Consider the following 13,200-nt stretch of genomic DNA (forward strand, 5'->3'; position numbering starts at 1 on the left):
CGGCCTGATTCGGCTGCCGTGCGTTCATCGTGTCGCCGTCAGGGCGCGCAAGGGCGAGGACAGCGGTTCTACCTGTCGCACACGGCCGTTCGTATCGAGCATGCCGAGGCCCGAAAGCCAGGCCTCGAATTCCGGTGCGGGCCGCAGGTTCAGGACCTGGCGGGCGTACAGGGCGTCGTGGAACGACAGGCTCTGGTAGCCGAGCATCACGTCATCGGCGCCGGGGACCGCGATGACGAACGCGCAACCCGCCGCGCCGAGGAGCGTGAGCAGGGTATCCATGTCGTCCTGGTCGGCCTCGGCGTGGTTGGTGTAGCAGACATCAACGCCCATCGGCAGGCCGAGCAGTTTGCCGCAGAAGTGGTCCTCGAGTCCGGCGCGGATGATCTGCTTCCCGTCGTAGAGGTACTCCGGCCCGATGAAGCCGACGACCGTGTTCACCAGGAGCGGTTGCAGATCCCGGGCCACGGCATACGCGCGAGCTTCCAGGGTCTGCTGGTCCACCGGCCGATCACCAACGCCCAGATGGGCATTCGCGCTCAGCGCCGACCCCTGCCCGGTTTCGAGGTACATCACGTTGTCGCCGACGGTGCCGCGCCGCAGCGATCGCCCCGCCTCGTTGCCCTCCCGCAACAGCGAGATATTCACGCCGAAGCCGGTATTGGCGCCCTCGGTACCCGCCACGGACTGGAACACCAGGTCCACCGGTGCCCCTGCCTCGATCAACCCGATGGTCGTGCTGACATGGGAGAGCACGCACGACTGGGTCGGGATATCGAAGCGCAATCGCACCTCGTCGAGCAGATGCAGCAGATCCGAGGTGGCCTGCGGCGAGTCGGTGGCCGGGTTGATCCCGATCACCGCGTCGCCACAGCCGAGCAGCAGCCCGTCCAAGGTGGCGGCGGCGATCCCGCGCGGATCATCGGTCGGATGATTGGGTTGCAACCGCGTGCTCAACCGGCCGGGCAGGCCGATGGTGGTGCGGAATCCCGCGGTCACCTGGGCTGCCTTGGCCACCGCGATCAGATCCTGATTGCGCATGATCTTGCTGACCGCGGCCACCATCTCCGGCGTCAGCCCCGGCGACACCGCGGAGAGGGTTACCGCGGAATCGTCGGCAGCGGCGACAGCGAGCAGCCAGTCGCGTAATCCGCCGACGGTCAGATGTGAGATCGGCGCGAACGCCGACCGGTCGTGACTGTCGATGATCAGCCGAGTGACCTCGTCGGTCTCGTACGGCACCAGTACGTCGCTCAGAAACGTGGTCAGCGGCAGTTCGGCCAAGGCCCACTGCGCCGCGGCACGTTCGGCATCGGTGGCTGCCGCGCAACCGGCGAGCTCGTCGCCGCTGCGCAGGGGAGTGGCTTTCGCCATCAGGTCGATCACACCGTCGAAGGTGTAGGTCGTGACGCCGATTGTGCTGCGGTACACGGTCATCGGGTCCCTTTCGAAAAGATCTGTCGGCCACCGGATCCCGGCAGCGTCGGCGACGCTCCCGGGCGGCTGCGCGCTACCCCAGCTCGGATTCCGCCTCGGCGATCGCCGCGAATTCCCCATCGGGCGACTTGGCGACCAGGTGTTTGCGTGGTGTGGCTCACCATCATCAGCACTTGACGTCCTCCCCGCCCTGAAGAGTGAGGATTCCTCCCGCGGCGCTCACGCACCGCCCGGCGGGTTCCTGTTTCACAGGGGCTTGCCTTCCGCTAAGCGGCTGGACTTACGGCCCCTCCGCAGGCGTTTAACCTCTCAGCGCGTCCCGCCGCGAGGATATTCTTGGCCGCGTTCAGATCACGGTCATGGACCACACCGCAGACGCAGGTCCACTCCCGCACCTGCAACGGCTTCTTTCCGCTGACCACACCGCACACCGAACACAACCGGGTGGAGGGGAACCAGCGGTCCACCTTCGAGAACTGCCGCCCGTATCGGGCGGCTTTCTCCTCCAACATACGGGTGAACATGCCCCACCCAGCATCATGAACCGACTTCGCCAACCGGGTACGGGCTAAGCCCTTCACGCACAAATCTTCGACATACACCGCTTGGTTGTCGCGGATAATCCGTGTCGAATGCTTGTGCGCCCAGTCCCGGCGTGTGTCAGCCACGCTCGCGTGCGCCTTCGCGACCTTGACCCGAGCCTTGGCACGGTTCGCGGACCCTTTCTGCTTGCGAGACAACCCCTGTTGGGCTTTGCGGAGTCGACGCTCGGCTCGGCGCAGGAACTTCGGCGAGGCTATCGTCTTACCGTCCGACAGGACCGCAAACGTCGACAGCCCCAAGTCGATACCGACCTCCGCCTCGACCGCAGGAAGCCGGGAGTCGCCGACCTCGACAACGAACGACGCGAAGTACCGTCCCGCCGCGTCCTTGACGACCGTCACCGAAGACGGCTCCGATGGCAGTTCCCGCGACCAACGCACATCCAGGTCACCGATCTTCGGTAGTCGCAGCTTCCCACTAGCGGTGACCGCGAACCTGGCGTTCTTCGTGAACCGGATCGCCTGCCGGCTGTCCTTACGGGACCGAAACCTCGGCGGCGCTACCCGCGCACCCTGACGTTTCCCTGTCACCGACTGAAAGAAGTTGCGATAAGCGGTATTCAGATCGGACAGTGCCTGTTGCAGCACCACCGACGACACCTCGCCCAGCCACGCACGTTCCGGGGTCTTCTTCGCTTCGGTCAACGCCTTCGACAGCTCGGCATCGGTCACATACGGCAACCCGGCCTCGCGGGCCTGTTGCCGCACCCACAACCCGTCGTTGTATACCACCCGCGCGCACCCGAACGCCCGCGCCAACGCTACCCGCTGGCCGGGCGTCGGGTAGACGCGGAAGTTATACCGCAACAACATAACCCAACGATACCTTGGGTTCACGGCTACAGAACTTCAGGTACGGACAGGCAGGCACTGTGTTTTCGCTCTACACGCTCACTTGGTTTTCGTCACCAAGTATTCGGCATCGAGTTGTGGAGCTACTCATGAACAAACAAAACGCGTTCGCCACGCAACGGTGATCGTCGAGTTCGAAGAATGGTTGACGACTATTGCGGCCGTGGATCCGTCAGGTCAGCGGTGCGTATCGAGCACCGCTGACCTGCGGGAACGATCTGATTGCGGGTGTTTCAGATCATCCGGTGGGTGGCGGCGTCGACTCGAGCGCGGCCGCTTCCTCGTCGGTGAACAGGCGTGAACGGATCAGGAACCGCACGCCTTCGGGTGCTTCGAGCGAGAATCCGCCGCCGCGGCCCGGCACCACGTCGACGGTGAGGTGGGTGTGTTTCCAGTATTCGAACTGGTCGGCACTCATCCAGAACGGGGTGTCGCCGGGCAGGTATCCGAGCAGCACGTCCGAGCCGCCGACGCGGAATTCCCCACGCGGGTAACACATCGGCGAACTGCCGTCGCAGCAACCACCGGACTGGTGGAACATGACCGGGCCGTGCTGCCCGGCCAAGTTCCGCAGCAGCGCCGCCGCCTGTTCGGTGAGGTCGACGCGCTGCACCATCAGAAGAAGCCGAGCTTCGTCGCCGAGTAGCTGACCAGGATGTTCTTGGTCTGCTGGTAGTGATCGAGCATCATCTTGTGGTTCTCGCGCCCGATGCCGGACTTCTTGTAGCCGCCGAACGCCGCGTGCGCGGGGTAGGCGTGGTAGCAGTTGGTCCACACCCGGCCCGCCTTGATGCCGCGGCCCAGGCGGTAGGCGGTGTTCATATCGCGCGTCCACACGCCCGCGCCGAGGCCGTAGAGGGTGTCGTTGGCGATCGACAGTGCTTCCTCGGTGGAGTCGAAGGTGGTGACCGCGACGACGGGGCCGAAGATCTCCTCCTGGAACACGCGCATGTCGTTGCTGCCCTTGAAGATCGTCGGCTCGATGTAGAAGCCCTCGGCCAGCCCGTCGACGCTGCGGACCGCGCCACCGGTGAGCACCTCGGCGCCTTCCTTCTTGCCGATGTCGATGTAGGACAGGATCTTCTCGAACTGATCGTTGCTGGCCTGCGCGCCGATCATGGTCGCCTCGTCGAGGGGATTGCCGCTGATGATGGCCTTGGTGCGCTCGACACAGCGGGCCATGAACTCGTCGTAGATCGACGAGGCGATCAGCGCGCGCGACGGACAGGTGCACACCTCGCCCTGGTTGAGGGCGAACATGACGAACCCCTCGATCGCCTTGTCCAGGTAGTCGTCGTCGGCGGCCATCACATCGGCCAGGAAGATGTTGGGGCTCTTGCCACCCAACTCCAGGGTGACCGGAATGATGTTCTCGCTCGCGTACTGCATGATCAGTCGGCCGGTGGTGGTCTCACCAGTGAACGCGACCTTCGCCACGCGCGGGCTAGAGGCCAGCGGCTTGCCCGCTTCGACGCCGAAACCGTTGACCACGTTGAGAACTCCCGGCGGCAGCAGATCCGCGACGAGTTCGACGACCTTCATGATCGAGGCCGGAGTCTGCTCGGCGGGCTTGAGCACCACCGCGTTTCCGGCGGCGAGGGCGGGAGCCAGCTTCCAGGTGGCCATCAGGATCGGGAAGTTCCACGGAATGATCTGTGCGACAACGCCGAGCGGCTCGTGGAAGTGGTAGGCGATGGTGTCTTTGTCGACCTCGCTGATACCGCCTTCCTGTGCGCGCAGCACCCCGGCGAAGTAGCGGAAGTGGTCGACCGCGAGGGGGAGGTCTGCGGCCAGGGTTTCGCGGACCGGCTTGCCGTTGTCCCAGGTTTCGGCGACGGCGAGGGCCTCGAGGTTGGCTTCGATCCGGTCGGCGATCTTGTTGAGGATGTTGGCGCGCTCGGCCGCTGAGGTCTCACCCCAGGCCGGCGCCGCGCGGTGGGCGGCGTCGAGTGCCAGTTCCACATCGGCGGCGCTCGAGCGGGCGATCTCGCAGAACGGCTGCCCGTCGACCGGGGAGGTGTTCTCGAAATAGCGGCCTTCTACCGGCGGAATCCACTTGCCGTCGATGAAATTGTCGTATCGCGGCGCGTAGCTGACGATGCTGCCCTCGGCGCCCGGCTTGGCGTAGATCATGTGCGGTGGCTCCTCGCTGATTCCGGTGAAGCGTGACGCCCATCACTATCCTCGCTGAGGGTTGATGAAACGTTGAAGACAGGATTTCTTGGCGGCTGGCGCCGCGGTTCTCGGCGATTGACTCCGCCTCGTCCCTCCCTCCGGGCACTCCTTCGTCGCGCCCTCCACTCAGTCCAGAGGCGGAGGCGCGCCGAGAACGAGGGCTCAGGTGCGAAGCGCGCTGTGCAAGCGGGCGGCGGCGACGGCGCGGCGGCATCGCGGGCGGGGAGCAGAGCGAGTGCGTGTTCGTGGACGGCGATGTCATCGGGGGCGCAATCACCGTATGCCAGTGCGTGATTCGCGTCCGGGCTGTTCAGCACCGCGTTGCGCATGGCGACTTCGAGATAGTCGCGCCATTCGCTGATGCCGGGCGTATCCGAATCAGGAAGCAGCCGACCGTGATACAGGCGAACAGCGGTGTCCAGATCGCCTCGCTCGATGGCGCGCAGCACGTCGACGGCGTCGCAGGACAGCGCAGTGGTGAAGCGGTAGACGCGGCTGGTGATGTCGCCGCCGGTGGCGCGGCGCAGATACGACATCTCCGATTTCAGCGTGCTCGCGCCGACCGCGCGATCACCGTAGACGGCGTAGTGCAGGCGTTCGTGGCTGTAGCCGTCGTCGTCGAGGGCGAGCAGGGTCAGGATCTCGAGGTGGCGTGGCCGCAACCGGATCTGCTGACCGTCCCGCATCAACCTGCCGGTACCGAGGCTGGTCAGCCGCATCCCGGCGGGCGCGGGAACTGCGGCGTGCACTTTCGATTCGATGGCGCTGGTCATGGTGCGCACGGTGGCCATGGCCAGCGGATGCGAGCGCTTCCAGGTGGTCGACAGGTCGAGCACCCCGAGCAATGTCCCGTCGGCGGCGCGGATCGGCGCGCAATAACAGACCCAGCCGTGCAATGCCGCCACCAGATGTTCGGCGGAGAACACGGTGTGCGGTTGGTCGGTGCGCAACGCCAAGGACAACGCGTTGGTCCCATGTGCGCCTCGTCCCACCGGCCACCGGGCGCGAAGTTCACCTGCTCGGCCCGCCTGCGCATGACGGGCCCGCCATAGGTCCACAGAATCGCCATGTGAGGCAGATCAGCCAGGATGAACTAGTCGCGCGCCATCGAGCGTTGCCGAGGGTTGCCTGTGCGTCAAGAAGCGGATGAGTTCTTCGGGTCGGAGGATCGGATCGTCGACGACTACCCACGGCGGGGTGGTGAGTAGGCCGGAGCAGTAGTCGTGGAGCCTGAAATGTAGAGCAATTGTGTATGCAATTGTGTACACTTTTGCTATGGAGACCCTATCGGTGCGTGAGGCGCGCGAGCAGTTGTCTGGTCTTTTGGCGCGGTTTCGCAATGGTGACCGGCGACCGATCGGGGTCGGATCGCATCGGAAGACCGAGGCGGTGATGGTGCCTGTCGAGGTGTTCGAGGAGTTGACAGCGGAGCGGTCACGGTCTTTGGCGCAGGCTGCGGCTTCGGTCAGGGCGGAAGGTATGTCGGCGAGTCCGGCTGCTGAGGGAGTTATGGGGCAGTGGGCGCGTGGCGAGATCAGCACCACGCGCATGCGGGAGCTGATCCGGGGCATGCACGGCGCAGCGTGACGGCGGATCCGTACCTCGACCCCGAATCGGGAGTGTTGCGCAATCGACTGGGGATCGTCGACGCCGCTTCCTTACGTCAAGCGGAGGCCGATCTGAGTCAGGCCGCGCTGGCGGACCTGGGAATCAGGCCGTTGTCCGGCGGCTATGACCTGCGGCATCTGTGCGCGTTCCACCGTGAGATCTTTGCTGACGTGTACCCATGGGCCGGTGAAGTTCGAACGGTGGGCATCGCCAAATCGGATCCGTTCTGTCTGCCACACCACATCGTGAGCTACGCATCGGAGATCTTCGCCGCGCTAGCGGCAGACGGGCATTTGCGCGAGTTGGACCGAACCGATTTCATCGTGAAGCTGACACATTATCTCGGTGAGGTCAACGCGATCCATCCGTTCCGTGAGGGGAACGGTCGCACTCAGCGGGCGTTCTTCCATCAACTCGCTCGGGAGGCCGGCTGGGTGATCGACTGGTCGGGCCTTGATCCGGAGGAAAACGTGCAGGTGTCGATGGCGTCGCTGCGTGGTGACAACGAACCGATGCACGATCTGCTGGACCGGCTGGTACACCAGACTTAACTCCTGCCGACCCGCTCACCGCGCTGAACGACTCCGATTCCGAGGTCGAAGTGGATGTCGGCGTGGAGCATTTGGCGCCATGTCCGCGCTGGCCAGGACGAAACACGGCCCCGCCGCGACGAAGGCGGGCACACGCCCGAACCGTTCCGCCCTGCCCCACGCGACGACCGGGAGCGCGGCGAACACCACGAACGCCCACCGACAGTTGCAGAGTGGTCTCACTGGCACCGACATCGGCGCCGAGCGCGGGCATGCTCGGCAGATAAATGGTGGTTGCTATTTGGGCGACCGCGGCCGCGACACATGCCGTTGCGACAACTGCTCCGCGTATTGCCGCGGAAACCGGGGTTTCGCGAGGGGAAGCGGCCGAACACCGTTGCGATCGTGTTGATTTCAGCAGGAAGACCATTATTCGAGGGTGGATTCGCGACGTCATGATGCGTCACATGGGGATGGATACGAGAAGTCTGCTCGCGCGCACTGGGCCGGGCGCGGGTCCTCACACACCGGGGTCTCGATCTCAGCACGGCGGGTGTGGCAGTGTGGAACTGTGAACCGATTGGCCGGTGCGACCTCGCCCTATCTGCGTCAACACGCCGACAACCCCGTCCATTGGCGGGAGTGGGATGCCGACGCCCTGGCCGAGGCGGCCGAGCGGAACGTGCCGATCCTGCTGTCGATCGGGTACGCGAGCTGCCACTGGTGTCATGTGATGGCACACGAGTCGTTCGAGGACGTCGCTACGGCCGAGCAGATGAATGCCGATTTCGTCTGTGTGAAGGTGGATCGGGAGGAGCGGCCCGATCTGGACGCGGTGTACATGAATGCCACCGTGGCCATGACCGGGCAGGGCGGCTGGCCCATGACGTGCTTCCTCACGCCCGGCGGTGCGCCGTTCTACTGCGGCACCTACTACCCGAAGCAGCCGCGCGGGGGGATGCCGTCGTTCACCCAGTTGCTCAGCGCGGTGACCGACACCTGGGTCAATCGGCGCGATGACGTGGACAAGGCCGCGCGCCAGGTGACCGATGCGCTCCAGGCGCAGGCAGCCGGACTTCCCGACGCCGAATTCGCTGTTGTCCCTGAGCTTCTCGACAAGGCTGTGCCGGCGATCGCCGCCGGCGAGGACTCGGCACACGGGGGATTCGGTGGGGCACCGAAGTTTCCGCCGTCGGCGCTGCTGGAAGGACTGCTGCGGCACTGGGAGCGGACCGGCGACCAGACGGTGTTCGATCTGGTCGAGCGCACAGCCGAGGCGATGGCGCGTGGCGGGATCTATGACCAGTTGCGCGGTGGGTTCGCGCGCTACTCGGTCGATGCCGGATGGCTCGTACCGCACTTCGAGAAGATGCTCTACGACAATGCCCTGCTGCTGCGCGCCTACGCCCATCTCGCGCGTCGTGCGCCCATCACCCCGCTGGAGTCGTTGCCGCACAGGGTGACTCGGGAGACCGTCGAATTCCTGCTGGGTGATCTCGGGACCGCTGACGGCGGTTTCGCCTCGGCTCTCGATGCCGACACCCACCTCGAACCGGGCGGTCCCGGTGTCGAGGGCGCGACCTATGTGTGGACGCCCGCCGAGCTGATCGGCGAACTCGGCCCGCTCGAAGGGATGTGGGCGGCAGACGCTTTCGGCGTCACCACCGGGGGCAATTTCGAACAGGGCACCTCGGTGCTCACCCGCCGCAGTGACCCCGTCGACGCCGAACAGGCGGCTCGCTTCGATCGACTGCGCGCCCAGCTGTTCCAGGCCCGCACCAGGCGCCCGCAGCCTGCCCGCGACGACAAAGTGGTCACCGCCTGGAACGGCATGGCCATCACCGCGCTCGCGGAATCCGGTGCGGCGCTGGAAGAACCGTCGTGGATCGCCGCCGCGGTGCGCTGTGCCCGCTATCTGCTCGACGTCCACCTCGTCGACGGCAGACTGCGCCGGGCCTCCCTCGACGGTGTCGCGGGCACCCCGCCCGGCGTCCTCGAGGACTACGCCTGGTTCGTCACCGGCCTGCTCGCCCTCTATCAGGCCACCGGCGAACCGGACTGGCTCGCCGCCGCACAGTTGTTGCTGGACAACACGATCGACCACTTCGCCGATATCGAACGCCCCGGCAACTGGTTCGACACCGCCGACGACGCCGAAACCCTGGTAGCCCGCCCGCGCGACCCCGTCGACGGCGCCACCCCCTCCGGCGCGTCCGCCCTGGCCGAAGCCCTGCTCACCGCCTCGGCGGTCGCCGGCACCGAACGGGCCGTCCGCTACCGCGAACTGGCCGACCAGACCCTCGCCCGCGGCGCGATCCTGCTTGCCCGCGCGCCCCGCACCGCGGGCAACTGGCTGTCGGTCGCCGAAGCCGCGGTCCGCGGCCCGTATCAGGTAGCCATCGCCGCCACCGAAAAGTCCGCCACCACAATGGAACTGCTCGCAGCGGCCCGAGCCTGGGCCCCCGGCGGCTCGATCGTCCTCGCCGCCCCACCGAACACCGCCCCCCTCCTCACCGACCGCCCGCTGGTCGACGGCGCCCCCGCCGCCTACGTGTGCCGAGGCTCGGTCTGCGACCTCCCGGTCACCGATCCGGCCGCCCTGACCGCATCACTGCAGCGGTGAGGGGCGCGGCTAGGCCTGATCCATCGGCCGATACCGGGTCGGAATGTGGTGACTCACTTACCCGGCGCGATGTCGGTCCAGGTCCGGGTTCGGCCGGGGATTCCGCGCAGGCGTAAGTCCTTGTAGTGCTTCCACTTGGACCGTTCGGCCGGTGTCGCGGCCTGCCAGATCGAATCGCTCACCAGCACGCGACGCGGCACTTCCTTCGCCACGGTGGTGAGCCGGGACGCCTCGTTGACCGCGTCGCCGATGACCGTGAACTCGAGGCGGGTGTCGGCGCCGACGTCGCCGGCGAATACCTGGCCGCGGGCCACGCCGATGCCGACGTCGAGTTCGCCGGTGGCGACTACCTCGTCGCGGATGCGGCGGGCGGCGCGTAGGGCGGGGGTGGCGTTGTCGGCCAGGGCGGAGGGGGCGCCGAAGATGCACAGGGCGGCGTCGCCCGCGAATTTGTTCACGAGGCCGCCGTTGTCCTCGGTGGCCGCGACGACGGTGGCGAGCAGCCGGTTGAGCTTGTGCACGAAATCCTCCGGCGCCATTTCGGCGGAGAGCTGCACCGAGCCGGTCACGTCGACGAACAGCGCCGAGACGATGCGCACGTCGCCGGTGAGGTCGGTGCTGCCCGCCAGCGCGCGCTCGGCCACGGTGGAGCCGACGTGCCTGCCGAAGACGTCCTCGGTGTGCATCTGGTCGCGCAGCGTGGCGGCGAGTTCGTTCACGGAGTGTTCGAGCCGCCCGATCTCACTCGCGCTGCCGACCGGCACCCGCACATCGAGTTCGCCGCGGGTGATCCGGTCAAGTGCCCGGTACATCGTGCGCATCGGCGTGGCCACCGAGCGCGCGAGCAACGCGGTCGCGAACGTGCCGACACCGAGCGCGAGGAGCGAGAACAGCCAGGCGGCGCGCACCCGGTCCGAGGCGGAGGTGGTGGAATCGCTCAGCACGACGATGATGATCAGTCCCGGCAGCGCACTGGATACCGCCCAGGTGATGAGTACTCGAACCAGCACAGTCGAAGTGGGATGCACAGTGGGCCCGAGGACCGCGGCGACAATGGGCACGGCCGGTCGGATCAGCCGGTCCAGGATCAGATAGGTCGCGCCCGCCGCTTCCAGCCCGCCGAGGGCGAATGCCGCCAGCAGCACGGTGACGTTGTGATATTCGGTGAACCGGTCGATCAGCCACACGGTCAGCACGACGCCAGGTGTCCACGCGATGATCGCGCGCACGGTGATCGCGGCCGGCATCCGGATCAGGACCCGCGCCTCCTCTGGCGTCGGTTTGCGCTTGTCGTCGAGCCAGCGCATGTACCGGCGCCGGTCGTAGAGCGCGATCCCGATGCCTGCGAGGATGGCGGCCACCGGGTAGATCAGGATCAGCGCCGCCGCGTCACGCCATTCGGTGCCGACCCGGCTGAACACCCCGCCTGCCAAGCTGATCAGGAAGATGGCCGTGACCCCGACCATATTGGCGGAGACGACCACCAGCGCCAGTCCCCAGTAGGACTGCAGCGCCCACCGGACCAGCCGGTTCACCGCGCACGGCCTACCCCGGCGCCCGAGGACGCCCGGGCATCACGAGCTGCGCTGACCGGTGACACAACTACTGAGCATAGAAGGTGTGTGGGTCCACGCCACGCGCACGCGCCGTTCAGCCGAGCACAACGAGCCAGATCGCGACGTAGTGACACAGCGCCGCGACCACTGTCGCCGCGTGGAAGATCTCGTGATGCCCGAAGTCGGGCCAAGGATTGGGCCACTTGGTCGCGTAGAGAACAGCCCCCACGCTGTAGATCACCCCACCGACCGCGAGCAGCACCAGCGGCGCCACTCCGACGTTGCGCAGCAGCTCGGCAACCACCGGCACGATCGCCCACCCCAGCAGCAGATACAGCGGCACCCCAACCCATGCGGGCGCGGTCGGCCACAGCACCTTCAACGCAACCCCCGCGATGGCCCCCGCCCACACCACGACAAGCAGGATCTGCCCGGTCCGCCCGGGCAACCCGAGCAGCGCGAACGGCGTGTAACTGCCCGCGATGAACAGGAAGATCATCGAATGATCGGCCCGCTTCATCCGCACTCTGGTCCGCACGCTCGCCCAGGTGATCCGGTGATACACCGCGCTCACCCCGAACAGCGCGCACACCGACACCCCGTAGAGCAGCGTCGACCAGCCCGCGGTCAACGACGTCAGGAAACCGAACACCACCAGCACCGTCACCGCGACTGCGGCGACGCCAACGGCCCAGGTATGGATCCACCCGCGAAACCGCGGCTTCCCGTGGGCGCCCGCCCCGTCGACCTCAGTCAGAACCGGCTCCACGAAACCTCCAAGGCCAAAACCTACGGTACCGTAGGTTGCTGCCATAACCGTACGGCAAAGCCCCACCTCAACACCATAAAACGTGGCTTCAGCCACAGACCTTATCGGTGCAGAAACGGCACCCACTGATCTCGCGAGAACATGGGTAACTCCCCAACCACCCCAAAATCCGACCACGCGCGCACCGTCGGCCCGGCACGAGACTGGCTCCCTACTTACGACCGGCAAAATACTCGGGGAGGCGGGCAAGCGTAGGGTGCGGCTGTGGAGTCGTTTCTTGGTCGGGTGCGTGGATTGCCGTACCGCATCTACGAAGCCAGGCTGTCGCAGCAGCTGGCAGACAAGCAGCACCCTCGCCATGTCGCCGTGATGTGCGACGGCAATCGCCGCTGGGCGCGCGAGAACGGGTTCACCGATGTCAGCCACGGCCACCGCGTCGGCGCGCTGAAGATCGCCGAGCTCGTCGGCTGGTGTTCCGACCAGGGCATCGAGATGGTCACCGTCTATCTGCTCTCGACCGAGAACCTGCGCCGCGATGCCGATGAGCTGGAGACGCTGTTCGAAGTGATCACCGATGTCGTCGAGGAGCTATCCGCCCCGGAGCAGAACTGGAGCGTGCGGATCGTCGGGTCGCTCGAGGGTTTCCCCGAGCTGATCGCCAAGCGCCTTCGGGTGGCCGCCGAGCGCACGAGCGGGCGTGATGGCGTGCATGTGAACGTCGCGGTGGGGTACGGCGGGCGCCAGGAGATCACCGACGCGGTGCGTTCGCTGGTGCGCCAGGAGATCGCCTCGGGAGAGTCGGGTGAGGATCTGGTGCAGTCGATTACGGTCGACGCGATCGGCCAGCACCTCTACACCTCCGGTCAGCCCGACCCGGATCTGGTGATCAGAACCTCTGGTGAGCAGCGACTTTCGGGTTTCCTGTTGTGGCAGAGCGCCTATTCGGAGATCTGGTTCACCGAGGCGTATTGGCCGGAGTTCCGGCGCGTCGACTTCCTGCGCGCACTCAGGGATTACGCCGCGCGCCACCGCCGTTTCGGCGTGTGAT

11 protein-coding genes are annotated in these 13,200 nt (G+C 66.3%); 4 read left to right on the forward strand and 7 right to left on the reverse strand.

Going from position 1 to position 13,200, the window contains the following annotated elements:
* Positions 1-24: 24 nt before the first annotated feature.
* From ACTWPB_RS12180 to ACTWPB_RS12200, 5 genes are all read right to left on the reverse strand, one after another.
* Positions 25-1,437: an ethanolamine ammonia-lyase subunit EutB gene (locus tag ACTWPB_RS12180; protein WP_446225751.1), complete on the reverse strand. Its 1,413-nt coding sequence runs from the start codon at positions 1,435-1,437 to the stop codon at positions 25-27.
* A gap of 266 nt (positions 1,438-1,703) precedes the next feature.
* Positions 1,704-2,852 carry an RNA-guided endonuclease InsQ/TnpB family protein gene (locus ACTWPB_RS12185; RefSeq protein WP_446225752.1) on the reverse strand — a complete coding sequence of 383 codons (1,149 nt, stop codon included), beginning with the start codon at positions 2,850-2,852 and terminating at the stop codon, positions 1,704-1,706.
* A gap of 277 nt (positions 2,853-3,129) precedes the next feature.
* Positions 3,130-3,507, reverse strand: a complete 378-nt coding sequence (locus ACTWPB_RS12190) for a DUF779 domain-containing protein (protein ID WP_446225753.1) — start codon at positions 3,505-3,507, stop codon at positions 3,130-3,132.
* Entirely contained in the window at positions 3,507-5,024 is a 1,518-nt protein-coding gene (gene adh, locus ACTWPB_RS12195) for an aldehyde dehydrogenase (protein WP_446225754.1), read from the reverse strand. Before adh ends, ACTWPB_RS12190 begins: the two co-directional genes overlap by 1 nt.
* Entirely contained in the window at positions 5,021-6,022 is a 1,002-nt protein-coding gene (locus ACTWPB_RS12200; protein WP_446225755.1) for a hypothetical protein, read from the reverse strand. The genes adh and ACTWPB_RS12200 overlap by 4 nt, the downstream gene beginning before the upstream one ends.
* 436 nt (positions 6,023-6,458) lie before the next feature.
* Here ACTWPB_RS12200 and ACTWPB_RS12205 point away from each other — a divergent pair, with 436 nt between their 5' ends.
* From ACTWPB_RS12205 to ACTWPB_RS12215, 3 genes are all read left to right on the forward strand, one after another.
* Positions 6,459-6,653, forward strand: coding sequence for an antitoxin VbhA family protein (locus ACTWPB_RS12205; RefSeq protein ID WP_446226316.1), 195 nt, complete (start codon positions 6,459-6,461; stop codon positions 6,651-6,653).
* Positions 6,584-7,225, forward strand: a complete 642-nt coding sequence (locus ACTWPB_RS12210) for a Fic/DOC family protein (RefSeq protein WP_446225756.1) — start codon at positions 6,584-6,586, stop codon at positions 7,223-7,225. Before ACTWPB_RS12205 ends, ACTWPB_RS12210 begins: the two co-directional genes overlap by 70 nt.
* A 550-nt stretch (positions 7,226-7,775) precedes the next feature.
* A complete protein-coding gene (locus tag ACTWPB_RS12215; protein WP_446225757.1) occupies positions 7,776-9,827 on the forward strand; it encodes a thioredoxin domain-containing protein in 2,052 nt (683 codons plus the stop codon).
* A gap of 53 nt (positions 9,828-9,880) precedes the next feature.
* Here the strand turns inward: ACTWPB_RS12215 and ACTWPB_RS12220 are convergent, their stop codons facing one another.
* Complete coding sequence (locus ACTWPB_RS12220; protein WP_446225758.1) at positions 9,881-11,362, reverse strand: adenylate/guanylate cyclase domain-containing protein; 1,482 nt, start codon at positions 11,360-11,362, stop codon at positions 9,881-9,883.
* Positions 11,363-11,477: 115 nt separating this feature from the next.
* Complete coding sequence (gene trhA, locus ACTWPB_RS12225; RefSeq protein ID WP_446225759.1) at positions 11,478-12,152, reverse strand: PAQR family membrane homeostasis protein TrhA; 675 nt, start codon at positions 12,150-12,152, stop codon at positions 11,478-11,480.
* Positions 12,153-12,416: 264 nt separating this feature from the next.
* Here trhA and ACTWPB_RS12230 point away from each other — a divergent pair, with 264 nt between their 5' ends.
* Complete coding sequence (locus tag ACTWPB_RS12230) at positions 12,417-13,199, forward strand: isoprenyl transferase (protein WP_378940631.1); 783 nt, start codon at positions 12,417-12,419, stop codon at positions 13,197-13,199.
* The last annotated feature ends 1 nt before the right edge of the window (position 13,200 follow it).

The organism is Nocardia sp. IBHARD005 (genome assembly GCF_052814245.1).

What these genes read in the sequence shown, in the direction of transcription:
- ACTWPB_RS12180 (WP_446225751.1), bottom strand. Translation starts at nt 1,437, where the DNA reads ATGACCGTGTACCGCAGCACAATCGGCGTCACGACCTACACCTTCGAC.
- ACTWPB_RS12185 (WP_446225752.1), bottom strand. Translation starts at nt 2,852, where the DNA reads ATGTTGTTGCGGTATAACTTCCGCGTCTACCCGACGCCCGGCCAGCGG.
- ACTWPB_RS12190 (WP_446225753.1), bottom strand. Translation starts at nt 3,507, where the DNA reads ATGGTGCAGCGCGTCGACCTCACCGAACAGGCGGCGGCGCTGCTGCGG.
- adh (WP_446225754.1), bottom strand. Translation starts at nt 5,024, where the DNA reads ATGATCTACGCCAAGCCGGGCGCCGAGGGCAGCATCGTCAGCTACGCG.
- ACTWPB_RS12205 (WP_446226316.1), top strand. Translation starts at nt 6,459, where the DNA reads ATGGTGCCTGTCGAGGTGTTCGAGGAGTTGACAGCGGAGCGGTCACGG.